Origin of the sequence: Pedobacter sp. GSP4 (genome assembly GCF_051857575.1) — a bacterium.
Taxonomy (GTDB): Bacteria; Bacteroidota; Bacteroidia; order Sphingobacteriales; family Sphingobacteriaceae; genus Pedobacter.
Window position 1 is genome coordinate 17,896 of sequence record NZ_JBPZIR010000010.1, and the last position, 23,972, is coordinate 41,867.

Genomic DNA, 23,972 nt, shown 5'->3' on the forward strand with positions numbered 1-23,972 from the left:
ACAGAATTTTATAATTAAACCTTTCACAGCTTTTGTGTAAAATCAAAAAGTAAGCTTCCGCTAAAAACCTGGCCGTCAACTTTATTTTTTTGGCTCTGCGGTCCCATCAAACGCGGAGATTGAAATTTGGTGCCGATGGGTGCAATGCCTTTTAAGAAACCGATGCTGCCCTCTGGAAAAGCGGGTTCTACATTGTTATTGCTCAGTGCAGCAGCTTCGCGGGCGGGTTGCAACATTTGCAAATAGGTATCCTGATCGGGAATAAATACTGTAAAGGGCGCTTCTTTATTTTCTATTACCACCCAGTTTACCGCTGCATGGTAACCCTTAAACTCTGGGTAAGTCCAGGTTTCGCCAGTAATGGCATTGTTGTAATTTTTATGCCATACTCCAAATTGCTGACCTTTTAACCTGTTTTTCCAAACACGGTAAGGGCCCCTGCCGAGGTATTTTATTCCGGTAATTTTCTCTTCTGGATAATTAAAGGTAATGCCCATAAAATCTGCATCGCCCTGTTGACTAAACTGATAGTCCAGTTTAACCAGTTTACCGGTTTCAAAAGTCCATTTTGCATTTAAACTGCCATCGCCTTGGTAGGCCGATTCAACAATGTACTTTTGCCCTTCTTTTTTATAGGTAAAAGTTTTTAATGATGTATTGACACCAGCCAACAACGGTCCTTTTGCCAATGAAATGGTGGCACCGTTCTTAACCACTTGCGCTAAATAGCCCGTTTCTTTATTAAAATGGAAAACGATACCATCCTGCTTAACCAAAAGGTTTTGCCCTATTTCTTCGGTACTAATGGCCGAATTTGATGATGTGTTTTCGTGTTTTTGAGCAATGCTTTGGGCAGCTTTTATCGGCCAGCTCCAGGTAAATATTTCTTTTTTATCGGGGCCGTAAGCGGTTAAATACAACGCATCGTGCTGTGCCCAAGATATCGGAAGGGCCAGATCAAGATTACCTTTGGCGCCGGGTTTAAGATTTGAACCCGTTACACCACTTGCAGCTATTACGGCTTGTGTTTTGCTGGCATTGGCATCAGGGAAATTAACCAGTTGCCACTTAAAGGTACATTGATTAAAGCCTGTAAAAGCAAATCTATTTTCAACAGGTATTTTGCCATTAAAATTGGGCGCTATTTTTTGCAAATCAACAAATACCGGCGACCATATTTCTTTTATGGTGTAAAAACTGCCTTCTTTTTCGCGGTGTGGCCCAACAATTCCATCTGGGGCGTGGTTTCCATCACCATCATATATACCATTTTTATCCGTTCTGATTACATTTTCATCCACCAAGGCCCAAATAAAACCACCTGCCCCATGTGGGTGGATAAGCATCTGGTTCCAGAAATCATCTAAAGCAGCGCCGGCTCCGCCATCATAAAGGGCGTGCATAAATTCAGTCGGAAAAAAAACTTCTTTGCCATTGGCAGCGGCCTTAACCATGTAATTGTAATCAGGATAATGTTTGGTATCGGTACCGTTAAACTTTTCCCATGGATGGATTACAGTCCGTTTTTGAGGATCGTACAGGGCATAATCATTATCCAGATCGGTGTTAAAGCCACCTTCGTTGCCATTGGCCCAAAAAATGATGGAGGGATGGTTCACATCTCTTATTACAAGCTCTTTCACCAGCCTGTGCCCCATTTCGTTATCGTATTTTGCCTGCCAGCCCGTAAGCTCGTTAATTACATATAAGCCTAAAGAATCGCACACATCCAAAAACTCGGCATCGGGTGGATAATGCGACATCCGAACAGCATTCATGTTCATCTCTTTCATCAGCTTTACATCCATTAAATGTACATCTCGGCTCAGCGTACGCCCGGTTTCCGGCCAAAAACTATGTCGGTTAACACCTTTCAGTATCATTTTAGCTCCGTTCACATAAAAACCGTCAGCGGTACGTAGTTCGAGGGTACGGAAACCAAATTTCTGCTTAACCTGATGAATGATTTTTTGCCTGTTCATTACCCGTACCACAACCTGATACAGATTTGGAAATTCTGAACTCCACAATAAAGGCTGCTTAAAGTTGGCCTTTAACACCTGAAAGCCATTTGTGGGATCGGCTTTAACGGAAAATGGTTTACCTACGTTTTCTCCGTTTATTTTTTTAACCTGTGCTTCAATAACGTCGCCAGCCGTTAAATTCTGGCTGTACACATCGAGCTGAAAAGCACCATTGGCTTTGGCATCTACAGCAAGCCTTTCGATAAATTTACCTGGAACCGTTTCCAGATAAACGGGCCTAAAGATTCCGCCGAAAATCCAGAAATCACTTTTCCTTTCGGCATTGTTGATGGACGCATTGGCGGATGTTTTATCTACAGTAACTTCTAAAAGGTTCTTTCCCGTGGGCTTTAAGAGCTTGGTAATGTCGTACTTAAAGCGGTAAAAACCTCCTTGATGCACATCGCCTGCCAGTTGTCCGTTAACAGTTACCTTGGTATCGGTCATGGCTCCTTCAAACACCAAAAACACTTTTTTACCAGCTATGTTCCCCGATAAAAATTCGTGCCTGTAAATGCCCTGTTCGTTTGCCTTAACTTTATCGTGCCCGTAATTATAGCTCCCAAAACCTTGCAGTTCCCAATTGGAGGGTACAGGGATTTTAGTCCACACGCCGCTTTTACGCCCTGCTGTACAATAAAAATCCCATTGTTTGGTGTGGTCTTTATCTGTACCGGATAAGTAGGTTATAACGGTTCCCTGCGAAAACGCATGGCCAGAAACCAGTAGCAATACTAACTGTAGTAATCTTTTAATCATCATAGGTTTACAATAAGCTTTAATAACATTTTGGACGATCAACCAGCACGTTTTCCGATAATCAATTTTGGTTACAAGATAAGGGAATTATGCCTCTGTTGGGATAGCTAAAAAATCTTAATTTATAAGAGTTGCCAACTTTAATAGCCCGTTTGCTGGAAAGTTGGCAACTCTGAAATTATTACGCCCTAGGCAAAGCGGCAAATAAAAAAGCCACTGAAGAAGTTCAATGGCTGCTATCCCAAAAATGGGTATATTATTTTTGTTAAAATTAACGCTGTAAACATATCGGATGATAACTTCTGACACCACAACGGATAGATTATTTAACCTCCGATATCGCTCGATACCCCAATCGCATTTGCTCTCCAGAGGATAAAACCGAGCCTACCACAGCATTCTGCAACAAAATATTCGATATCGGCAGGTACATCATTAACAATACGGAATCTGATTTTATACTTTGGATTGTAGCTGATGTACACCACAAGATCATCAGAAGAAAACCCTTTGCCAGATAGTGGCTTAAAATGCACATCCTGCAGTTCTTTGGCAGTGCGCAACAATCGGTCGTTCATTACTTTGGCTAAGGCCTTTTCAGGCTTGAAATCTGTCTCTAAAATCGCCAGTACGGTTACGGTCATATGGCAAAAATATACGGATAAAGCACATTATCAAGTCAAGAAATATAAGGAGCTGAGAATGAGGAAAAATATTTTTCACAAAATGTAATACTTGATATAGGGATGATGCAAATTATTGTTTATCAATTTAAACACCGTTATATTTGATTGGGTAGCCATCCGTATGCCAATGCTGTAAGTTTAAGTGCAAATATTGCCTCTATTTTAAACGGCTAACTACTGCATACAACTAATATTTAAGAAGATGAATTATGCTGAACTGGCATTTACTGATGCCGTAAAAAAACTGCAGGAACGGCTGGGGAGCCGGCTCAGCTATGAAAGAATGGAGCGAGGGAGCTACGTTGATGGATTAACTGATTATGAAACAGCGTTTATTGCGCAGATCGATAGTTTTTATCTGGCTTCTTTTGGCGAGAACGGCTATCCTTACATTCAGCACCGGGGCGGCCCAAAAGGTTTCATACGGGTAATTGATCCATCAACAATTGGGATAGTAGATTTTATTGGAAACCGGCAGTATATTTCTGCTGGCAATATTTCTAAAAACGCCAAGGTTTCGCTCATTTTGCTTTCATACCCCCTTCGTACCAGGTTAAAAATTTACGCCGAGGCAGAAATAGTAGATCTCACTGAAGATCCCGGACTGTATGATTTTTTGCGCCCGAAAGATTATAAGTTTAAACCTGAAAGGCTGATAATTTTTCATATCAAGGCTTACGACTGGAACTGCACGCAGCATATTAATCCCAAATACAATATTGAAGAGGTTAAGGAACTTTTGGAACCGCAAAAACAGTATATCGATAAGTTGGAAAAAGATATTGAATTACTGAAGGAAAAACTGAAAAAAGCCCAACAGCAATAATGTTAACTATAGCAGTTCGATATAAAACTGACGATATAAAGTGAACCGGTGATGATATTTCGTTACGCTTTTTTGATGTGCTAAAAATTGAGCATAAAATTATTCTTCTGCTACATTTTTTTGGCCAAAAAACAGGCATTAAGTGTATTATATTGGTTATCTTTAAACAAAAAGACTATGGTGATAGACCCAAATAAAGAAGAACTTTCTGATGATAAGGAAGATGCATTAACCAGTGAGGAAGATGCCTTAAACCAAAGTACAGTTGTTAGCGGCGAAACCGCCGCTGAGCATGATGCTGACCTGCTAGATCAGGCGGATAAAGCTTCACGCTCCTCTTTCGAGTTAGATGCTTAAATAATTGATTATTGAAATTAAAATGGAGAAAGCTTTTATAATGCTTTCTCCATTTTATTGCTGGTGAGTTACCGTTTAAAAATGCTCGTGTTTAAGCACCTTTGATGGGACTTGAATTAAAAAACATGTTTTTTAGCTAAGCCCAGTTTTTTAATTTTCGAATTCAGTGTGGTTGCCGGAACGCCCAAGAGTTTAGCAGCTCCGTTTTTACCCGAAATCCTTCCGTTGCATAGTGCTAAAACCGAGAAAATATGATCGCGTTCGTTTTCGAAAATGGTTTTAACGGGCGCTACTGCCAATGACGGCGACGCAGTGCCGCCCGGAATTTCCACATCTTTAATGATTTTACCCACAGCCATTACCACCTGCCTTTCGATAAGATGCTCCAGTTCCCTCACATTTCCGGGCCAACTATAGGCCATCATTGTAGAGATGGCTTTTTTTGAAAAGCCCGTTAAAGTTCTGTTGGATTTTTTGGCAAATTTCTCCAGAAAAAAAGTGGCCAGCAAGCCAATATCCGATTTTCGGTTCCGCAGCGGTGGCAATGAAACCGGAAATACGTTCAATCTGTAAAATAAATCGCGCCTAAACCGCCCCGCCTCCACTTCTTCCAACAGGTTTCTATTGGTTGCCGAAATAATGCGCACATCGGTTGCGATAGTTGTTTTCCCACCAACACGTTCTATTTCCCTTTCCTGTAAAACGCGCAGTAATTTAACCTGTAAATCGAGCGGTAACTCGCCTATCTCATCTAAAAAAATTGTGCCTTTGTGCGCTTGTTCAAACTTGCCTATGCGCCGCTCGGTGGCCCCTGTAAAACTCCCTCTTTCATGGCCAAATAGCTCAGATTCAATTAAATTAGGTGGAATGGCGGCACAATTTACTTTAACCATTGTTTGTTGGCTCCTTGGCGATGCATCATGAATGGCTTTAGCGATTAACTCTTTTCCAGTGCCGGTTTCGCCCAAAATTAACACGGTAGTTTCTGAAGTGGAAATGCGGTTTAGCAGTTTATAAACTTCCTGCATCTCCGAACTACTGCCCACAATTTGCGGGTGTGTAAGCAATTCTGTAGGTGCTTCAGGTTTAAAAATAAGGTACTCGGCCAATTTCGCATTCAATTGATCGATCTCATTTTTTAACTGCACAATTTTTTGATCAGTAATTATTGATTTGGTTTCGGTTAGCCTTGCAGTAGCTGCTGGTGCTTCTACATTTCTTTCGTTGATTACGGCCAGCAATCCTGCCATAAAATCGGCAATGTTGCAACAAAAAGTTATGCCTTCTGCGCTCAATTCGCGGCTTTGGTTATGCAGTTCGAAAGTACCTAAAATCTGCCCGTTATGCTCCAAAGGGATATAGCAATGAAAATGATATTCAGTGGGATGATTGGCTAGGCAATGGTTTTCGCCAAAATCGGCAATCCACTCCTTTCTCGATTTTAGTACAGGAAAATCAAAACCGGATATTTCTTTGGTGATGAGCGAAAGGCTAACGGGATCTGAAATGGTTTCGATACAGGATATATTGCCTGATGGAGCTTCGGCAAGATAGGCCCTGGTAATGTGGTTCCGTTGTTGGTTGTACAGGATCAATGCGCCACAATCGATAGCAAACAAGGGATAAAGTTTAGCAAATACACCTTGAAACAGTTCTTTTAAGCTAAAATTCCTTTCTTGTTCGGCTATTGTTTCTGCCCGACTTTCGAAATAGGCATTGGTGTTGCTGCCATCAACAATAGTTGCGCTATAATCTGTTTCCTGGTTTCTCATGCTTTCTAAAATTGATCTTCTCCCAAAACATTAATTCGGATATTAAGGTGACTGAACTTTACAGCAATCGCCAAAACGATCAAGCCTAAACTGATTATTAATCATTTCGAATCGGTTGAGCATTGATTGAGTAGGGATGTGACTGTGCTTTTGTTCAAAGCCGCGAAGTCAAAGAACATGCCAAACACCATAATATTGCCCCATTGTTGCGGGCTAGCTGTTGTAGGCATAAATGCTTCACGATATTTCGCCAAAAGGCGATTTTGAAGACGAAATGTAGTAAGGTTAGTGAAGGATTGAATGAGGGAATGATTGATTGATAGAAATAATGTGGGAGTGAATGATGCGAAGTGCTTAACCTTAGGGTAGGCAGAAATTAAAATAAGGGCTACAGTTATACAGTTACAATTGAAAGAAATACAATCTACAATCGAAAAAATTAAAACAACAATAATGGTTCTACCATTTCAATTGTCAGTTCTTGAATATAAATATCCAGTAGAATGTTCGTCATTGCGAGGAAGCATTCTTTTATGCTAGCAATCTTTACAGGTTAGATTGCTTCCCCGAAAATCGGGGCAGGCTATCGGCTGAAAAAGCCTTCTCGCAATTGCGATTTTACCACAACGGCTTTCTACCTAGTCTTTAGGGTTTCTTGGCAAACCAAGCCAGTAAAACTTTAACAATATCATTATAAAAAAGCTGGTAGGTATCTTGTGTAACAAAGCCTATATGCGGAGTAGCCAGCACATTCTTCAATTTTCTGAAAGGATGATCGGTATCAAGTGGTTCTTGATCAAACACATCTAAAGCTGCACCGGCAATTTTATTTTCTTCAATGCTTTTAATCAATGCGTTTTCATCAACCAATGGGCCTCTTGAGGTATTGATGAGGTAAGCTGTGGGTTTCATTAAAGCCAAATCTGTTGCACCAACAATCCCCCTGCTCCTTTCACTCAACACCATATGAACGGTTAAATAATCAGATTCCTGAAAAAGTGTTTGCTTATCAACATACCTGGCGCCGCCTGCAGTGGCTTTTTCGGGCGTTAAATTTTCGCTCCAGGCAATTACATCCATATCAAAAACATTTGCTACTGCCGCCACCTGTGCACCCAAATTTCCAAGTCCCAAAATACCGAGCGTTTTCCCTTTTAAATCGTTGCCTACCAAATGTTGCCAGCCACCCCTGCGGAGATTAGCATTTTCTTGCGGAATATGCTTTGCGATAGCCATTAATAAAGCCCAGGTTAGTTCTAATGCGCCATGACCTAAGTAACCGGTATTCTGCACTTCAATACCTAGCTTTTCTGCAGCAGCTACATCTATTGAACGGTTTCGGGCACCTGTAGAAACGATTAATTTTAGGTTGGGCAAGCGCATCAGTAAACCTGGCGTTAAAGGCGTGCGTTCGCGCATCACGCAAATGATATCAAAATGCTTTAAGCGTGCTACAATTTCATCTTCTCCATGCAGGTGATCGGTAAACACTTCAATAGCTGCATAAGGTGTAACTGCTGTCCAATCGACAAATGATTTAGCTACATCCTGATAATCATCGAGTATGGCAATTTTATATTTTGACATTTTTTTTTGGTTTTAGGTTCTTTGGATTACGAAGCAGGTGTTTCGGTAAAGTTAATTTTCTTTGATGAAGCTGCCCAGAAAATCCAGAGCAAAATACAGATCACCAAGGCTAAATCCGGGTAGAAAAACGAAACAGCAAAGGCAGCCAGGTAAGTTGGAAAACCGTAAAGATAATTGTACCTGAGCTGGCTGATGGCGGCATCGCTTATTCCTGGGCGTAACAATTTTTTATCCCTGGTGGCCTGTTGCCAAAGTAAATTGAAGGCAAGGTTAATCAAAACAAACAGGCCGGTGTAAATGGTTACGGAAAGCTGCTTGGATTCGGTAAGGAAAAACTTAGCCAACAGGGCACTTGGATAGGAAACAAGCGAAACCAGAAACAAAATAAGTCCGTTGGCAAACATGAGCCCTGTGTTTCGCCTGTAAATCTGCTTAAAAATTTTGTGGTGGTTAACCCAGATCACAAAAATGCTGAAAAATGAAATGATAAAAGCAATATAACCCGGCCACTGAATTTTCAGTGCTTCGAGCAAACGTGTGGGGTTAGCGCCCTCGCTGGCATCAGGAATATGCAGTTCGAGCACCAAAAGCGTAACAGCGATGGCAAAAACACCATCGCTAAAAGCTTCTATCCTACCCGTTTCTTTTTCCATTTTAAATTAATCGTTAAAAATCAACTTGTTAACCTGTGCAATTTCTGCATGACTAATGGTATGCCCCATGTTTTCGTAAATAATTTCGGTTACCAGTGCGCCCATTTCTTCGAGTAAAACGGTCGATTCTTTCACCCTGGATACCGGAACATGCATATCAGGATCGCTGCTGCCAATGAAGATCGGCGTGCCATCAAAATTGCCATGATAGTTGCGGTGGTCTACCTGTTCGCCAATAAGGCCACCGGTAAAAGCCACAACACCACCATAACGGGCAGCATTTGCAGCAACAAAATCCAATGTTAGGCAGGCTCCCTGCGAAAAGCCTAAAAAGTAGATCTGTTCTTTTGAAAAACCTGATTCTTCCAAATAAAGAACAGTGTCTTTTATCGTTTTTAAGGCGTTTGAAAGCGAGGGTTCGTTGGCTGTACGGGGCGCTAAAAATGATTGCGGATACCATGTATTTCCTACCGCCTGGGGTGCAACAAGTGCAAAATTGGCCACATTTAAATGTGCTGATATGGATAAAATATCCTCTGCCGTTCCGCCACGGCCATGGATCATGATCAGTACTTTTTCTGCCTGATCAAAACTTTTCCCTGATTTGATTATTTCTTTCATGTTTTTACTCCTCTTTTACTTTGTTCCAGATGTCTTTGTAAAGTTCTTCGTGCCTTGCAAACTGCATATGCACGTAAGGACACATCGGAATCACCATCAGTTTATTCTCGCGCACATAGGCAACCATTGCTTCGAGCAACATTTTTGCATATCCCAAACCTTCTTTATCGGGGTCTACTTCGGTATGATAAACGGTTAAATCGGAACCGCTGATATCGAAAATCATTTCGCCAACTTTTCCGTCTTCATCGTAAACATCGAACGAACTTGGTTCGCCCTGCTGTATATTTAATTTTACCTGAGCCATTTTTTCTATTTTAATTCTGGAAGTAATTTTTCTAAATCTTCGCGTAAATGCTCGTGCTGGTGCGGTAGCTTTAAGTGTGTGCCCAGCTCGTTTAAAGGTTCATCAACAGTAAAACCTGGGTTTTCGGTAGCAATTTCGAACAGTACGCCTCCCGGTTCGCGGAAATATAATGAGTAGAAATAATCGCGGTCTATTTTTGGGGTGATCTGCAGGTTTTTACTTAAAATCTTTTCTCTCAGCTCCATCTGAATGTCTTCGTTTTTAACGCGGAAGGCAACATGATGGTTTGTACCGGCAGCATTACGGCCCCTATGCCCTGATGGAACTTCCAACAGATCGACAATTGCTGCATTATCTACGGTATCGGTGATAAAACGGTAGCGGTTTTCTTCTTGGGCCAATAAACGGTAACCAAACAGATCGGTAAGTACCTTTGCGGTTTCATCAATACTTTGCAAGGTTAAGGTGGTACTGTGAAAGCCCTTGGTTGCAGTATCTTTTTTAATGTCGCTGGTTTCCCATGCTGTTCTTATATCGGTAGTTTTTGGCACAATTAAGCTTAGCGAGAGGCCATCAGGATCTTTAAAATCAAGTACCTGCTCGCCAAACCGTTCTGTAATTTCTTTTGTTTTAACATTTGCGGCTCCAAACCTTTCTAACCAGAACGCATGGCTGCCTTCGGGTACGGAATAACCAATTTCTGTGGCCATACCTACACCTTCGGTACCCTGACCTATTCCATCCCATGGAAAAAAGGTAAGAATGGTGCCTGCTGATCCTGTTTCATCCCCATAATACAGGTGATAGGTACCTGGATCGTCAAAGTTGACCGTTTTTTTAACCAACCTTAAACCCAATGTCCTGGTATAAAAGTTGAAATTCTGTTGCGCATTACCTGCAATAGCGGTAATGTGGTGCAAACCTAAAATATTGTTCATATCGTTTAATTTTTATTTATTAATATTTCTGCGTTTTCTGTAATTAATTCATTGTGCCTTTTGAAAATAACATCGAGCACCAGGCCTTTATCGTTCCACATTTTAATATCGCCGTTAAGCTGTTCGGTAAGGCCGGTCATTAAGCTCATGCCTAGCGATTCGGTATTTTCGGGATCAAACCCCTTCGGCAGACCAACTCCGTTATCGGCAATTTTCAGTTCGCAAAGCTCTTCTCCGATAAACAGGAAAGAGATGTGCACCTTGCCTTTTTCATTGTTTGGAAAAGCATATTTGATTACATTGCTAATGGCCTCGTTCAGGATTAAACCCAGCGGAACTGCCTGGGCAACATCCAGTTTAATGGCTTCTGTTTCCAGCGTAAACTGGATTTTCTTATCGGTACCAAAACATTCGATCATATAATCGACCAGCTCTTTGATGTACCATTTCATGTCAATTTCGGCCAGGTTATCGGATTGATAAAGCTTTTGGTGGATGAGCGACATGGCATGCATCCGGTTCTGGCTGTTCCGGATAGCTACGAGTGCATCTTCGTTATCTAAGTAAGCCGACTGCGTATTGAGCAGGCTGATTACAATCTGCAGGTTGTTTTTTACCCGGTGGTGTATCTCGCGGAGCAGCCATTCTTTTTCATCGAGTATTTTTCTGAGCAGTGCATTCTGCATATTGATTTCGCCCTGCTTTTGTTCGAGGATGTGGTTGCTGCGCTTTTTTAAGCGGTAGCGGTTATAAATCAACCCAACAAACAGTACTGCCACCAATAAACCGGCAATAAAGATGTAGCGTACGCGTTCTTCATTTCCGATGCGCACCTGCTGCAACTGGTTTTTCTGGCTGAGCAGGGCAATATCCTTATCCTTTTGTTCTGTTTGAAACTCAATTTCCAAGCCCGAAATCTGTTTGTTCTTTTCGTTGTTCCAAATGGAATCTGTTAATCTTTTATAGGTTTTATAATGCGCAACTGCCGACCAGGGTTTGTTCAGCGCAGAATCTACATCGAACCAAAGCCGGTGCAGCTGGGAAAGCGCCAGTAAGTTTTTTTGCTGTATACTCTGCTTTTCGTGTTCTTTTAAATAGCCATCGGCCGCTAAAAATTGTTTGTTATGGATCAGGTTCCGGATAATGCTCCGGTATAAATAAATCTGGTTCGGATCATCTTTGGGTAAATCGTGATGAAACTGGAGCAGCACTTTAAAGTAAGGTTCGGCCTTTGCATATTGCTCTATATCATAATAGGTATTGAACAAAATATAGGGGATGCGCAGTTTCATCTGTGTATCGGTAGGTGGATATTTCCTGATCAGCTCTTTCAGTGCGGCTATCCCCTCTTCAAACTTTTTCATTCTAACGAGTATGGTGGCTATATTGGCGATGATGGTTTGCATATAACCGGCATCTTTATACCGCTCAGCAATTTTCCTGGCCTTTAACCAGTAACCGAGCGCTTTCTGATCATTGCGCAGATAGTAATAGGTAAGCCCTAAATGGTTGTTGATCGAACTTCGCTGCAAGCTGGTATCGGCCAGTTGATCTGCAGTTTTTTCAGCCAACAGACCGTATTTCAAAGCTTCAGAAAAATTACCGAGACTGGTATTGGTAATACACATATTATTGTAAACGCCTTGCAGTTCTTTAAAACCAATAGCTTTGTAAACCGCGAGTGATGAATCCATCAGTTTAATGGCATAGGCGGGCTGACCCTTTATGTTGTAATAATCGCCCAGATTTTTGAGCGAATTACCTTCTTCGAGCTTATTACCGGTTTGGCGGTACAAAGCCAACGATTTTTCATTGTAGCTGATCTTTTTTTCGAGATCTTTTCCTTCATTACCAAATAGGTTGCCCGTAGCGGCATAAGCCTCTGCCAGTTCATCTTTTAAATTCAGTTTGCCGGCATATGCAATGGCCTGCTGGTACGTGCTGGTAGCAGCAGCTTTATTCCCGGATTCGCGAAGGATATTTCCTTTGAGTACCATGCTCCTGGCCATTCCTTTGGGATATTCGATTTTGCTTGCTAAACCATAAGCCTGTTGCTCGAGATTAGAGGCAAGTGATAAATCGGCTTTAATTTCTCCGGGCAGGTTGAGGTAATAGGTTCCCATATCAATCAGCAAATCGACTTTCTTTTCTGTTTGTCCCAGTCTGCGCAGGTTTTTGCTTCCTGCTTCTGCCTCAGCTTGGGTTCTAATGCCCTGTCCTTTTGCAAAGACAGGGATAATTAGCAAGAAAATGAGGCTCAAAATTCTGATTTTGATACTGCACAAACCGGTGGTATTATTTCTGATCGGCATATTTAAAGCTTAAACCGTTTTCTCTGATTTTGTGCTGTAATAGCAAACAATCATTCCAATACCAGGTAGCACAATACCTGCCAGGCCAAAAAGCTGCCCAACCCAGGCACCTAAAATGCAGCCTATTAAAAAGCCACCAAGGGTAATTAAGCCCTTGTTTACGCCCGAAAGGAAATCGGCATTTTTAAAACCTGAATTGCAGAAAGCCCTGATATCGAGCGCAAACTGGGTTACATTACCGGTCATCATGGTTGTTGGTCCGTAGGTTTCTTTTGCGTACAGTTTCCCGAAGGCATTTTGCAAACCCATGGCAAAAACCACGATCATGGTAACCAGATACATCGGCCAGGTAATTTCGCTATGATCGATATAACCAAGCGAATAGGCAATTGCGCCACCAGCCAGCAGGACAATGCCTTCGCATAAAAGCAGAAAATGCCTGTTCGAAAACCTTGCTGTTATCCAGCCTCCGGCCATAACCGAGAGCATAAATACCGGGAAGGTTAACAGCTTGATCCATGCATCGCCATCAGAACCTTTGATCATCTGATACGCGAATACAATAAAGTTTCCGGTAACATGCGCCGAGAAAATTTTATCGGCTGCAACGAAGGTAATTGTATCGCAATAACCCGCTATGATGGTTAATACCAGGGTAACAAACCAGATATTGCTCTGTTTTTCTTCCATTGTGATTAAATTTTAGGATAAGTGTGCCCTTAACATCCAGGCCATGGTTTCGTGTGTTTCCATTAAGCCAGTAATGTAATCGCTGGTTCCAGCATCTTTTAGCGCACTGGCGTAGTTATCAATGTTTTCCCTTAAATGGATTAAAATGCTTTCGTGATCTGCCAGCAGTACCTTGATATAGCTTAAGGCATCATTTTTACCGCGATCATCTTCGGTTAAGTGGGTTAATTCTAAAAACTGTTTAAGTGATGCGGGTGCAAAATGACCCAGTTTGCGGATCCGTTCTGCTACTTCATCCACAATATCTTCCAACTGGGTATACTGCTCTTCAAAAAACTTGTGTTTGTTGTAAAAATCCGGTCCTTCTACATTCCAGTGGGCCTTACGTGTTTTGGTGTATAACACATATTCATCGGCAAGAATTTTACTTAGTGAATGTGCCACCTCGGCAAGGTGATCTGCGCTGATTCCAATTTTAGCTTCCATGATGTTGTTGTTTATGTATTAGTTAAAAAATGTATTGAGTAGATAATGATCTATTGAATAAGTTCCTGAGCCGATTACACATAGAAATAGCATGGCCAAGGTGTACATGTAGGGTACATCCCTAACCTCGACCGAATCTTTTCTGTGCACCACGAAGTAGCCAATGGCTGTTACGCCAATTGATGGCAGCAGAAAAAGCCTTGTGCCAAATCCTATAGTTACGAGCAGGGGTACAACGGTATCAGAAAATGTAGCCACCAAACCATTTAGTTTATCGGGCAAACCAAGGGGATTGGGCACATGCTCTCTTTCTCCATTCTGAACCCTGAACTTTTTCATTCCATGAACCCTAAAGAGTTCGAGCATGAGCAGCACCCTGAAAATGAGTACTGCCCAGTTATTTATCTCTGATCCTAAATCAGAATAAAGCAGGTATTTGATGATATTTTCCATAATTAAAATGCAAAGCATGAGCAGCCCAATGCGCCCCAAAATGCGGTGTAATTGTTTACCGGCAGGTTACTGGTCCTTACCGCATCGTGATTGTGCTGGTGTACATTGCAACTGCCCGTACAGGCATGCACCGCAGCCAGTACAGAGCCGGTTCCGGTAGCTCCTTTTGTTTTTCCCTGCTGATTGGTTTTATGTGTAGCTGGCGAATAGTATCCGTTATAGCTATTGGTAGGCGACCAATCGGGCAGGATTGGGATTTTTGGTGGCGAAAAGGAAGAAAAATCGCCTTTGGCATACACAATTTTACCATCAACGAGGGTTAAATCGGCTTCGATACTTTTAATCTGCTCATCAGCAACTTCGAAGTAATCGTGATTTAAAACCGCCAAATCGGCCAGCATGCCTACGGCAATATCGCCCTTCTTCTGCTGTTCGTTAGAAAACCAGGCACTGCCCCTGGTATACAGCTCTAAAGCAGTTTCTCTGGATAGTACGGTTTCTTCACTGTATATTTTTAAGCCACCAACTGTTTTACCGGCGGTTAACCAGAACATAGAAACCCATGGATTATAACTGCTTACACGCGTGGCATCAGAACCACCGCCAACAGGAACTCCGATTTCGAGCATCTTTTTTACCGGTGGAGTTTGTAGCGCAGCTTTTGCGCCGTAACGTTCGGTAAAGTATTCGCCTTGGTAGGCCATTCTGCTCTGTACCGCAATACCACCGCCCAAAGCTTTTACGCGTTCTATATTTCTTTCATCAATGGTTTCGGCATGGTCGAATATCCAGGGCAGGCCTGCAAAGGGAATATCCTGGTTTACCTTTTCGAAAACATTTAAAAACCGGCCAATGCTTTCGTTATAGGTGGCATGCAGCCTGAAGGGCCATCTTTTTTCGACCAGTAAGCGCACCACGCGTTCCAATTCCGGTTCCATGTTTTCATTAAGATCAGGCCTTGGTTGAAGAAAATCCTCAAAATCTGCAGCCGAAAAAACCAGCATTTCGCCTGCACCATTGTGGCGGTACATATCATCTCCCTGATAAAGTTTTACGGTGTTTGTCCAATTGTCAAAATCTTCAAACTCCTGCTTTGGGCGCTGGGTAAACAGGTTATAGGCAATACGCACAGTGAGCTGTTTTTGCTCGTTCAGTTCGTTTACCACTTTATAATCATCAGGGAAATTCTGAAAACCTCCACCGGCATCGATTACACTGGTAATACCGAAACGGTTAAGTTCTGTCATAAAATGGCGGGTAGAATTTACCTGGTGTTCATAAGAAAGTTTTGGTCCCTTAGCCAAAGTGGAATATAAAATCATGGCATTCGGACTGGCAATGATCAATCCGGTAGGTTCTCCCTTTGCATCCCGCTGAATTTCGCCACCTGGAGGCGCTGGTGTGTCTTTGGTATAACCAACCGCTTTAAGTGCCGCCCGGTTCATAAAAGCGCGGTCGTACAGGTGCAGGATAAAAACAGGCGTTTCGGGTGCAATGGCATTTATTTCTTCGAGTGTGGGCATTCTTCTTTCCGCAAACTGAAATTCCGACCAGCCACCTACAACGCGTACCCATTGCGGCGAAGGGGTAATAGCTACCTGCTCTTTAAGCATCCGCAGGGCATCGGCAAGTGATGGCACTCCATCCCAACGTAGCTCGAGGTTATAATTTAATCCACCACGGATGAGATGGATATGCGAATCGTTAATTCCCGGAACTACCCTTTTTTTGCCTAAATCTACCAACCGGGTGGTTGAGCCAGAGAAGTTCATCACCTCCTGATCACTACCCACAGCGATGAATTTCCCATCTTTAATGGCCACGGCTGTTATTTCCTGTTTGTGTTTGGCAATGGTATGTATTTTACCATTGAATAAAATGATATCTGCAGTCATTGTATTTTCTTTTTAGGTATCGATCTGTTGTTGATATTAATTTTTAATGGCTGTAATGGCTTCCTGGATTCCCTGCCCAGCGGTGGTAAAAAATGCCGGACCAGCCAAAAAGATAACTTTTGACACGGGTTTAAATGTGGCCATGTTTTTTTCTTTCAACCAGCTTTGGGTTCTGTAAGCACCGAAAATGCCCTTTACAACATTGCCAGCAACCAGGGCTGTTGGCGAATCGATGCCCGCATCTTTAAGGTCGCTTGCGAAAGAAAAATTGCTTACACCTAGTTTGAGTGCTTCTCTCATGGCTATGGTGCCTACATTGGTCATCAGTTCGGGGGTAAACTTGTTCCGGTCGCCAAGGCCGATTAAAAGCAGCTGCTTGCCCCCTATTGTACCTTTTGGTGGAGAAATTAAAAGGGTTTCGTAAGCATGGCCAATAAATTTACCGCTTTTGCGGATTTCGGTTATCAGGCCTTTCATATCCTGATCCAAGTGTACCAATCCATTTAAGGCCGGTGGAAGTGCAGGCGGTGAATTATAAATATCGCCCTCGGTATATTCGAAAACACAGGCAATCTGCAAATCGCTAAGCTGCGCCGACGGACCTTGAACAATGCCTTCAATGGCAATTCCATCAACCGTACCCCAAACTTTAGCCGTTCCTAATGCTGTGGTTGTTTGGGCAAATGCTGTTCCTGCAAAGCATACAGAAAATATAATTATCGCTGTCCTAATGATTAGGCTTGCGGGTGCTGACCGTTTAGTGAAGTTTTTTTTCATTTTTTTATTGTTTAAAATTTGTATGATACCTGGGCATTAAAAAACTTTGAATTATCAGAAAGGGCTACAATATCTTTTATGAAACCGCCAACCTTGAAATACTGCCCTCCACAACTGAATGAAAGGTTATTATTGAATTTATAATCTGCACTGAGCAGATAAGTTGTACCGATAAAACGGTGACTGGAAAGTGAGCCTGCGGTGTTAAAATTTCCGCTCGGGCGATAAATCCCATCTTGGGTAGCGTATCTCCAGTTGAAAACAACATCAGCCTGGGCACTTAATTTATCTGTTAAGTTTAGTGTTAGGTATGGATGTAGATCGATAAAATTGGCTGGTCCGATGAGTGGGTTAAACCCAAAATAACCTCCTTTTGGATATAATGGGTTAAAAGTCTGCAGTTTTCCATCTCCTGCTTTCTGATCGCCCGAAATGTAATCGTTGCGCAGGTTTATTGATGGTTTAAATCTGCTTTGCTCAAAAGTATATCCAAATTCGATGGCCATTGTCCAGGCATCGATATGGCCATTTCCGAATTTACCAAACTGATAGGCGGCTTCTAAGTTGTAGATAAAACCACCGCCGCTTTTCCAATAGCGGGTAGCCAGGGTATGCCTCATTTCTTTGGCTATGCCCTCCTCAAATTCTGCATGATCGCGCCTAATCCCTAAATAATAGAAATCGAAGTTTCCACCTTGTTGGATATTGAGGTTTGAATAAGCGCCCCAAAGGTTGGCCTGATGGCTTGGACGGTTGTCGAATACCCCGAAATTAACTTCATCTGCCTCTAAAACAAATGCATCGAGCGAAAACCGTTTACTCGCATACATCAATTTGGCGCCAGTAAAATACTGCCGCACAGTGGTACCTTCCCTCACGGAAATTAACCTGCCCGATCCGTAATTGATTTCCTGCCTGCCTATACGCAAAGCCATTTTATCCGAGGAACTTTTCAGTATCCGGTATTCGGCAAAAAGATTTTCAACGGCAAGCTGGTCTTCATCAACCGGAGATGGCCCATACTTACTTCCGTTTTCGAGGGCGCTGTTTACCTGAGCAAAAAACCTTAACCGCTCGCCAACATTTAAATCAGCATAAATTGAGTAGCGCTGTAAAAAAGAAGAATTGAAACCCTGATCTTTGATCCAATCCTCATTTATTTTCCCGCCAAACTCTTCCCTAATTTCGCCACCAAAACTGAGGTATACTTTTTTATCGGCAGAAAGTGGCAGGAACTTTAAGGTGTTGTAAAAGTTCCTGACCGAATCTTTCAAATTACTATAATCCTCATCGTAGCGCATTAATTTAATGCCCTGACCAAAGGCAGTTGCTATTGAAAAGCAGCAAATGCAAATAGCCAATTTAATTGCCAAATGGGGATAATGAATGCTCATTTTGATGCTAAACAGCAATTAGTGTTTTATCATTTTGTGTGCATATTGGATACCAAGGCCATAACCCGCGCCATATTTTTTCATTAAGGTGGTTACAGGCTCGTAAGTTGCTGTTCTGGCCCAATCTCTCTGTAGTTCGAGCAGATACTGTACAGAAGTTATTGGTTTTACACCGGCATGTACCATTCTCTGCACTGCACGCTCGTGTGCCTCATCGCTTACATCACCACAGGCATCGGTAATTACAAAAACATCAAAACCTTCGGTTAAGGCCGATAAAGCCGGACCAACAATACATACACCGGTCCAAAGGCCTGCCAAAACAATTTTCTTTTTTCCAAGTGCTACAATTGCATTGTAGGCTGGTCCGTCTTCCCAGGTATTCATCGAAGTTCTATCGATGTAGTTTGATGTTGCCTGTGGATAAAACTCTTCCAGCTCAGGGAAAACAGGTCCAGAAAACGATTCTTCTGCAACTGTTGTTACAATAGTTGGGATATTGAAGATTTTAGATGCACCACAAACAATAGCCACATTGGTGCGAAGTTCTGTAATAGAGATACTTTTTGTGGCAAAAGCCATTTGTCCTTCAAAATCGATTAATACTAATGCGTGATTTTCTGGGGATAATAAATCTGGTGATGGTTTCATAATTAAGTATTTTTTGTTTCCCTCACTGTTCCAAGAAACATACCACCACGCAAAAAACTAATAATCAGTTAATTACACATAATTCATTAATTTAAGATTAACCATATATCGTTGATTTACGAATTTCGCGAATTTAACATATCCATTTTTTTACCATAAGGCAAGTAAGTACACCTATAAGCTTAAATAACCTTACATTCCTTATATGGTTTACCTGTAGCATACTGGTCGTAGTGCCCCCATGAAAAGCTTTTTGCAGTTTTTGCCACAGAGGCACAGAACAAAATGCCTGCGGTTAAAACCGGAGGCAAAATATGGTACCTACACCCTTTTTTTACCATATAAGCATTTTAATGAACATATAAGCAAATGTCTTATGCCTCTTATATGGTTTCCCTAAATCTGCGGCTTTTATCCTTTTTATCCGCGGGGAATAAATAGCTGAAGTGATTTCCCGCTGATCTCAGCGATTGCGCAGAAAAGAAACGCAAATTTTTTATTGGTGCAGCTCATATTTTTTTACCATTTAAGACATATAAGCTCAAATCAGCATACAGAAATGAAAAATAAAGCCGGTGTGTATAGCGAAATAATACAAAAAATATACACATTAAAAATACATTTTAATAAATTAATATTCAATAAGTTACAAAACTAAATAACGAAATTTCGTTACATATTTACATGAATAAAAAACGTTATTTAAATTAATAAACCCTACTTTAGCATTATGGAAAGCAAGGGTAATCGAACTGGAATTAAAAACAAACAGCACAATCCCCCAAACGCAAGCGGAGCCTTTGCCATTGAAAAAGAAAATGCCCTACTGCTTAAAAAGCTGGAACAGAAAGAAAAAGAAAACGCAGTACTATTATCTTTAAGTAATGCCATAGCCTCCATACGCAACAAGCTCGATCTGTTTGATGTGATTGATCAAAAGCTGAAAAAACTGTTCGACTTTGATGATTTCGTTATCTGTTTGATAAATGATGATGGGTTAACACACAGTGCCTTTATCTACAATCAAAAAGAAGATTTCCTTAAAACAGCTGGTATTCCGCCTAAATCATCAGAAAAATATACACTTGATGATGGCATGTGCAACGCCATGATTGCCGCTGAAAAACCTATCGTTTTTAATGTTGAAGAAGTGCTCACATGGCCTGATGCGCCTGCATGGCTGGAGTTTTGGCACAACAAAGGCATTAAAGAAATGATAGGCCTGAAAATGGTCGACCGATCGGCCTGTATCGGTTTCTTTTACCTTTACGCTAAAAACGCAAATTCATTATCGAACATTTATTTTGATCTACTCCAGGGTATTTCGCTGCAGATTTCGATTGCCATATCGAACATATTGGCAAACAGCAAAATAGAACAGCAGCTTTTAGAGATTAATGAGTATAAACAAAAGTTAGAAGACGAAAAAAGTTACCTTCAAGAAGAGATCCTGCACAAATACAATCACGCTGAAATTATTGGCCAAAGCAAATCGTTAAACGGTATTTTCCATTTAATTGACCATGTAGCCACCACAGACAGCACCGTGCTTATTGTTGGCGAAACCGGAACAGGAAAAGAGCTTATTGCCCGAGCTATACATAACGCTTCTCTGCGCCGAAACGAGCTGATGGTAAAAATTAACTGCGCTGCAATACCCGCCAGCCTGGCCGAAAGCGAACTTTTTGGTCATGAAAAGGGAAGCTTTACCGGGGCTACGGAAAGGCGCATAGGCAAGTTTGAACTGGCCCACAATGGCACGTTGTTTTTAGATGAAATTGGCGAACTCTCCCTCGAACTTCAGGTTAAGCTACTCAGGGCATTGCAGGAAAAAGAAATTGAACGCATTGGCGGAAAGGACGTAATTAAAACAAATGTTAGGATTGTTGCGGCCACCAACAGGAATTTATTAAAGGAGGTAGAAAAAGGAAACTTTAGGAACGACCTCTATTACAGGTTAAATGTATTTCCGATTGCGCTTCCACCGTTGAGAGATAGGCTCGAAGATATCCCTTATCTGGTTGCGTACTTTATTGGGCATATAGCAAAAAAAACCGGCAGGCAGGTAAACGCCATTTCCAAAAGCGCACTGAATAAATTAATGCTCTACCCCTGGCCCGGAAATGTTAGGGAACTCGAGCACTTGATTGAAAGAAGCATTTTATTGGCTCCCAGCAGCATCATTAAAGAAATCCACCTGCCTAAAATAGATAGGAATGAGGCGATCAGCAATGGAGAAGAACAAAAAATAAAGAGCATTTATGAAAATGAGCGCGACCATATTTTATCCATATTAAAACGCTGTAATGGCAAAATATCTGGTGTAGGCGGGGCAGCCGAAATATTAAACATCCCAGCAACAACGCTTAACTCAAAAATTAAAAAATTCAAAATTAAACGGGAGCACATCCTCAACAAGTAAAATTTAATGGTACAATTAAACAGGTTGTTTAAAAGCGTTACAATATTCAAACCTATCTGTAAAATGGTAGCTGTTATTGCCATTCTTTGGGTTTTTAACCTCATTTTCATCAAAGTAAGCGGCAGTTCGGTCCAAAAACAGCTAAGCAACTTAAACCATGCCGATTCGCTACAGCAATTAACCATCCTCCTTGCTCAATCAAAGCCTGATACCAGCCGCATTAAATACCTGATAAAAATTGCCAACCACTACATTAACCAGGAGGAAAAGCAGCAGGAACATTTGGCCAAAGCACTGCCCTATCTGGTCAAAGCACGCAACCTGAGCCATCAGCTTCAATCGCCATATTGGGAGTTCCGATCACTGATGATGTATGCGCGCCTCTTGCACCGTAAAAAATTAAAGGTACAGCAGGCATCTACCTATGAAAGCGCAATTTCAATCGCAAAAAAAATGGGCAATAAGCGCTTGGAAGCCAGTGCCTGGCATGCCTATTATGTTAATATCCCTGATACGGTTTCGGATTACAGGAACAAAACCTTCTACAACAGGGCTGCCAATGCGCATGCACTTTACAAAGAAATTGGCACTTCTTTCGACGAAAAATATAGGGAAGCAAGGCTTCTAAAAGCCATGGCCGATTTCCATTTGGAAGAAGAAAAGTTTGATCTGGCCATCAGCGAGCTTTTTGAGGTGATTGCACTGGACAAAAAATTTAAGCTCCCCAATCTTCCAATGGCATACGATTTACTCTCGGCAGTTTACGAAAGGAAAGGAGAATTGAGCAAGGCATTAAATTGTGCATTACTGAGCGTAAAAACCGCTCAAAACAATAAGGAGGAAGTACTAAATACTTTTTTAAACCGGGTTGGCTCTGCCTACGAGGCTATGGGCAAAGCCAGAGAAAGTATATCATGGTACAGCAAAACCCTTAATAGTGAAGACAAGAAAGACCCGTACCGTTTCATTACGGCATATGCCATTACCAGCCAGATGATTAAATTGGGCGAACAGGAAAAGGCGCTGGCCATACTTAAAAAAACATGGAGCGAAGTAAACAATCCATCGAGCGGGCATGAGTATTTTATTTTTCTAGCTTTTGGCGAATGCTATTCTGCTTTAAAAAAGTACGATCTGGCTAAAAAATACTTCAATCTTCTGCTGGAAGAGACTACCCTAAAAACACTTTCAAATCCTTTTCAAACCTCTGTTTTTTTCTCGGTAAGCGAATTTTATTTTGCCCAGAACAAATACGGGATGGCCTTACAATTTGCAGAAAAGGCGAAAGAAAACCAGATCAGCATGACCCTGCCCAGGCAGATCCGGCTAAACGAAATCCTTTACAAAATAGATCAATCCACACAACGCCCTGCAGAAGCCATTCTCCACCTTCAAAATTTCCATAAGCTAAGGGATTCGATGCTGAGTCAAGAAAATCTGAATACGATTGAGCGGCTGAAAATCGAATTTCAGGCTTCGCAAAAGGAGAATGAAAATGAAATCCTCAGAAAGAAATCGCAGCTGCAGAGCCAGGAGCTAAACCGCATTCAACTGATCAAAAATGCAACCATAACCGGTTCCGCTTTTTTAACCATCGTTCTTGTTTTAATTTACGGCAGGTTCCGGCTGAAAAAGAAACTTCATGATACACTGGTAAAAAAGAAAGCAGATATAGACCTTGCTTACGCTAAACTAGAAGTGAACGTGCAGCAAAAAAACAAACTGATTGAAGAAAAAGAAAGCTTAATTAAAGAAGTACACCACCGGGTTAAGAACAACCTGCAGCTTACCATGAGCTTATTGAACAGCCAGAGTTATTACCTCGAAGATTTATCGGCAATTGAGGCGATAAGGGAAAGTCAGCACCGGTTAAAAAGCATTGCCCTGATCCATCAAAAGCTTTACCAAACCGATCATGTGGCTACCATCAATATCCAACCCTACATTATAGAACTGGTGGCCTATTTAAATGAGAGCCTAACCGACGGTAAACGGATAAAATTCGAACTGGATATTTTAAACCTCGAACTCGATATTGCGAAAGCAGTTCCCCTGGGATTAATTATTAACGAGGCCATTACCAATATATTCAAATATGCTTTTCCACAGGTAACCACAGGAAAAATCGACATCAGTTTAAAGGAGCAGGAACCCAACCGCTACAAGTTAATGATTAAAGATAACGGCATTGGCCTACCTGCTGATTTTGATTTCGAACAAAGCCGCACCTTGGGCCTAACCCTGATGAAAGGGCTAAGCGCACAGATAGACGGTGTTTTTACCATGGAAAACAGGGATGGGGTTTTGATTAGCCTCCTATTTGCCAATACACATGATGATTTATTGCTGCTGAATGATTAAA

At 41.6% G+C, this 23,972-nt stretch carries 21 protein-coding genes; 4 read left to right on the plus strand and 17 right to left on the minus strand.

Annotated elements, in window-relative coordinates; translation table 11 throughout:
• Positions 1–23: 23 nt before the first annotated feature.
• Together ACS5PU_RS20725 and ACS5PU_RS20730 are read right to left on the minus strand one after the other, a co-directional pair.
• Positions 24–2,786 carry a glycoside hydrolase family 2 protein gene (locus ACS5PU_RS20725; protein ID WP_439461077.1) on the minus strand — a complete coding sequence of 921 codons (2,763 nt, stop codon included), beginning with the start codon at positions 2,784–2,786 and terminating at the stop codon, positions 24–26.
• A gap of 323 nt (positions 2,787–3,109) precedes the next feature.
• Positions 3,110–3,427 carry a hypothetical protein gene (locus ACS5PU_RS20730; RefSeq protein ID WP_439461078.1) on the minus strand — a complete coding sequence of 106 codons (318 nt, stop codon included), beginning with the start codon at positions 3,425–3,427 and terminating at the stop codon, positions 3,110–3,112.
• Between the two features lie 244 nt (positions 3,428–3,671).
• Between ACS5PU_RS20730 and ACS5PU_RS20735 the strand changes: the two genes are divergently transcribed.
• Positions 3,672–4,295 carry a pyridoxamine 5'-phosphate oxidase family protein gene (locus ACS5PU_RS20735; RefSeq protein WP_439461079.1) on the plus strand — a complete coding sequence of 208 codons (624 nt, stop codon included), beginning with the start codon at positions 3,672–3,674 and terminating at the stop codon, positions 4,293–4,295.
• Between the two features lie 177 nt (positions 4,296–4,472).
• Positions 4,473–4,652: a hypothetical protein gene (locus tag ACS5PU_RS20740; protein WP_439461080.1), complete on the plus strand. Its 180-nt coding sequence runs from the start codon at positions 4,473–4,475 to the stop codon at positions 4,650–4,652.
• A gap of 116 nt (positions 4,653–4,768) precedes the next feature.
• Here the strand turns inward: ACS5PU_RS20740 and ACS5PU_RS20745 are convergent, their stop codons facing one another.
• The 15 genes from ACS5PU_RS20745 to ACS5PU_RS20815 form a co-directional block, all read right to left on the minus strand.
• Positions 4,769–6,424: a sigma-54 interaction domain-containing protein gene (locus tag ACS5PU_RS20745; RefSeq protein ID WP_439461081.1), complete on the minus strand. Its 1,656-nt coding sequence runs from the start codon at positions 6,422–6,424 to the stop codon at positions 4,769–4,771.
• A gap of 645 nt (positions 6,425–7,069) precedes the next feature.
• Positions 7,070–8,011: a D-2-hydroxyacid dehydrogenase family protein gene (locus ACS5PU_RS20750; protein ID WP_439461082.1), complete on the minus strand. Its 942-nt coding sequence runs from the start codon at positions 8,009–8,011 to the stop codon at positions 7,070–7,072.
• A gap of 26 nt (positions 8,012–8,037) precedes the next feature.
• Entirely contained in the window at positions 8,038–8,664 is a 627-nt protein-coding gene (locus ACS5PU_RS20755; RefSeq protein WP_439461083.1) for a TMEM175 family protein, read from the minus strand.
• Between the two features lie 6 nt (positions 8,665–8,670).
• Entirely contained in the window at positions 8,671–9,285 is a 615-nt protein-coding gene (locus ACS5PU_RS20760; RefSeq protein ID WP_439461084.1) for an alpha/beta hydrolase, read from the minus strand.
• Positions 9,286–9,289: 4 nt separating this feature from the next.
• Positions 9,290–9,592, minus strand: a complete 303-nt coding sequence (locus ACS5PU_RS20765; RefSeq protein ID WP_439461085.1) for a GNAT family N-acetyltransferase — start codon at positions 9,590–9,592, stop codon at positions 9,290–9,292.
• A gap of 5 nt (positions 9,593–9,597) precedes the next feature.
• The gene (locus tag ACS5PU_RS20770) at positions 9,598–10,530 is read right to left on the minus strand and encodes a ring-cleaving dioxygenase (protein WP_439461086.1); all 933 of its coding nucleotides are present in this window, start codon (positions 10,528–10,530) and stop codon (positions 9,598–9,600) included.
• A 5-nt stretch (positions 10,531–10,535) separates the two neighbouring features.
• Entirely contained in the window at positions 10,536–12,842 is a 2,307-nt protein-coding gene (locus tag ACS5PU_RS20775; RefSeq protein ID WP_439461087.1) for a tetratricopeptide repeat-containing sensor histidine kinase, read from the minus strand.
• Positions 12,843–12,851: 9 nt separating this feature from the next.
• Entirely contained in the window at positions 12,852–13,532 is a 681-nt protein-coding gene (locus ACS5PU_RS20780) for a YoaK family protein (RefSeq protein ID WP_439461088.1), read from the minus strand.
• A gap of 12 nt (positions 13,533–13,544) precedes the next feature.
• Complete coding sequence (locus tag ACS5PU_RS20785; protein ID WP_439461089.1) at positions 13,545–14,018, minus strand: Dps family protein; 474 nt, start codon at positions 14,016–14,018, stop codon at positions 13,545–13,547.
• Between the two features lie 18 nt (positions 14,019–14,036).
• The gene (locus ACS5PU_RS20790) at positions 14,037–14,471 is read right to left on the minus strand and encodes a DoxX family protein (protein WP_439461090.1); all 435 of its coding nucleotides are present in this window, start codon (positions 14,469–14,471) and stop codon (positions 14,037–14,039) included.
• A gap of 2 nt (positions 14,472–14,473) precedes the next feature.
• Positions 14,474–16,366, minus strand: a complete 1,893-nt coding sequence (locus tag ACS5PU_RS20795) for an amidohydrolase (RefSeq protein WP_439461091.1) — start codon at positions 16,364–16,366, stop codon at positions 14,474–14,476.
• Between the two features lie 36 nt (positions 16,367–16,402).
• The gene (locus ACS5PU_RS20800) at positions 16,403–17,143 is read right to left on the minus strand and encodes a M17 family peptidase N-terminal domain-containing protein (RefSeq protein ID WP_439461092.1); all 741 of its coding nucleotides are present in this window, start codon (positions 17,141–17,143) and stop codon (positions 16,403–16,405) included.
• Positions 17,144–17,154: 11 nt separating this feature from the next.
• The gene (locus ACS5PU_RS20805; RefSeq protein WP_439461093.1) at positions 17,155–18,537 is read right to left on the minus strand and encodes an alginate export family protein; all 1,383 of its coding nucleotides are present in this window, start codon (positions 18,535–18,537) and stop codon (positions 17,155–17,157) included.
• An 18-nt stretch (positions 18,538–18,555) separates the two neighbouring features.
• Positions 18,556–19,188 (minus strand): hydrolase, encoded by a 633-nt coding sequence (locus ACS5PU_RS20810; protein ID WP_439461094.1) that lies wholly within the window; start codon positions 19,186–19,188, stop codon positions 18,556–18,558.
• Between the two features lie 182 nt (positions 19,189–19,370).
• Positions 19,371–19,529 carry a hypothetical protein gene (locus ACS5PU_RS20815; protein WP_439461095.1) on the minus strand — a complete coding sequence of 53 codons (159 nt, stop codon included), beginning with the start codon at positions 19,527–19,529 and terminating at the stop codon, positions 19,371–19,373.
• Positions 19,530–19,918: 389 nt separating this feature from the next.
• On the opposite strand from ACS5PU_RS20815, the gene ACS5PU_RS20820 reads away from it, so the two are divergent.
• A complete protein-coding gene (locus ACS5PU_RS20820; protein ID WP_439461096.1) occupies positions 19,919–21,610 on the plus strand; it encodes a sigma-54 interaction domain-containing protein in 1,692 nt (563 codons plus the stop codon).
• A gap of 63 nt (positions 21,611–21,673) precedes the next feature.
• Positions 21,674–23,971, plus strand: coding sequence for a tetratricopeptide repeat-containing sensor histidine kinase (locus ACS5PU_RS20825; protein ID WP_439461097.1), 2,298 nt, complete (start codon positions 21,674–21,676; stop codon positions 23,969–23,971).
• Position 23,972 lies beyond the last annotated feature (1 nt).

Excerpts from the sequence above, each read along its gene's own strand:
- ACS5PU_RS20780 (WP_439461088.1), bottom strand. The coding sequence starts at position 13,532 with ATGGAAGAAAAACAGAGCAATATCTGGTTTGTTACCCTGGTATTAACC.
- ACS5PU_RS20740 (WP_439461080.1), top strand. The coding sequence starts at position 4,473 with ATGGTGATAGACCCAAATAAAGAAGAACTTTCTGATGATAAGGAAGAT.
- ACS5PU_RS20750 (WP_439461082.1), bottom strand. The coding sequence starts at position 8,011 with ATGTCAAAATATAAAATTGCCATACTCGATGATTATCAGGATGTAGCT.
- ACS5PU_RS20730 (WP_439461078.1), bottom strand. The coding sequence starts at position 3,427 with ATGACCGTAACCGTACTGGCGATTTTAGAGACAGATTTCAAGCCTGAA.
- ACS5PU_RS20805 (WP_439461093.1), bottom strand. The coding sequence starts at position 18,537 with ATGAGCATTCATTATCCCCATTTGGCAATTAAATTGGCTATTTGCATT.
- ACS5PU_RS20745 (WP_439461081.1), bottom strand. The coding sequence starts at position 6,424 with ATGAGAAACCAGGAAACAGATTATAGCGCAACTATTGTTGATGGCAGC.
- ACS5PU_RS20795 (WP_439461091.1), bottom strand. The coding sequence starts at position 16,366 with ATGACTGCAGATATCATTTTATTCAATGGTAAAATACATACCATTGCC.
- ACS5PU_RS20820 (WP_439461096.1), top strand. The coding sequence starts at position 19,919 with ATGGAAAGCAAGGGTAATCGAACTGGAATTAAAAACAAACAGCACAAT.
- ACS5PU_RS20735 (WP_439461079.1), top strand. The coding sequence starts at position 3,672 with ATGAATTATGCTGAACTGGCATTTACTGATGCCGTAAAAAAACTGCAG.
- ACS5PU_RS20800 (WP_439461092.1), bottom strand. The coding sequence starts at position 17,143 with ATGAAAAAAAACTTCACTAAACGGTCAGCACCCGCAAGCCTAATCATT.
- ACS5PU_RS20810 (WP_439461094.1), bottom strand. The coding sequence starts at position 19,188 with ATGAAACCATCACCAGATTTATTATCCCCAGAAAATCACGCATTAGTA.
- ACS5PU_RS20770 (WP_439461086.1), bottom strand. The coding sequence starts at position 10,530 with ATGAACAATATTTTAGGTTTGCACCACATTACCGCTATTGCAGGTAAT.
- ACS5PU_RS20825 (WP_439461097.1), top strand. The coding sequence starts at position 21,674 with ATGGTAGCTGTTATTGCCATTCTTTGGGTTTTTAACCTCATTTTCATC.
- ACS5PU_RS20775 (WP_439461087.1), bottom strand. The coding sequence starts at position 12,842 with ATGCCGATCAGAAATAATACCACCGGTTTGTGCAGTATCAAAATCAGA.
- ACS5PU_RS20760 (WP_439461084.1), bottom strand. The coding sequence starts at position 9,285 with ATGAAAGAAATAATCAAATCAGGGAAAAGTTTTGATCAGGCAGAAAAA.
- ACS5PU_RS20815 (WP_439461095.1), bottom strand. The coding sequence starts at position 19,529 with ATGGTAAAAAAAGGGTGTAGGTACCATATTTTGCCTCCGGTTTTAACC.
- ACS5PU_RS20755 (WP_439461083.1), bottom strand. The coding sequence starts at position 8,664 with ATGGAAAAAGAAACGGGTAGGATAGAAGCTTTTAGCGATGGTGTTTTT.
- ACS5PU_RS20785 (WP_439461089.1), bottom strand. The coding sequence starts at position 14,018 with ATGGAAGCTAAAATTGGAATCAGCGCAGATCACCTTGCCGAGGTGGCA.
- ACS5PU_RS20790 (WP_439461090.1), bottom strand. The coding sequence starts at position 14,471 with ATGGAAAATATCATCAAATACCTGCTTTATTCTGATTTAGGATCAGAG.
- ACS5PU_RS20725 (WP_439461077.1), bottom strand. The coding sequence starts at position 2,786 with ATGATGATTAAAAGATTACTACAGTTAGTATTGCTACTGGTTTCTGGC.
- ACS5PU_RS20765 (WP_439461085.1), bottom strand. The coding sequence starts at position 9,592 with ATGGCTCAGGTAAAATTAAATATACAGCAGGGCGAACCAAGTTCGTTC.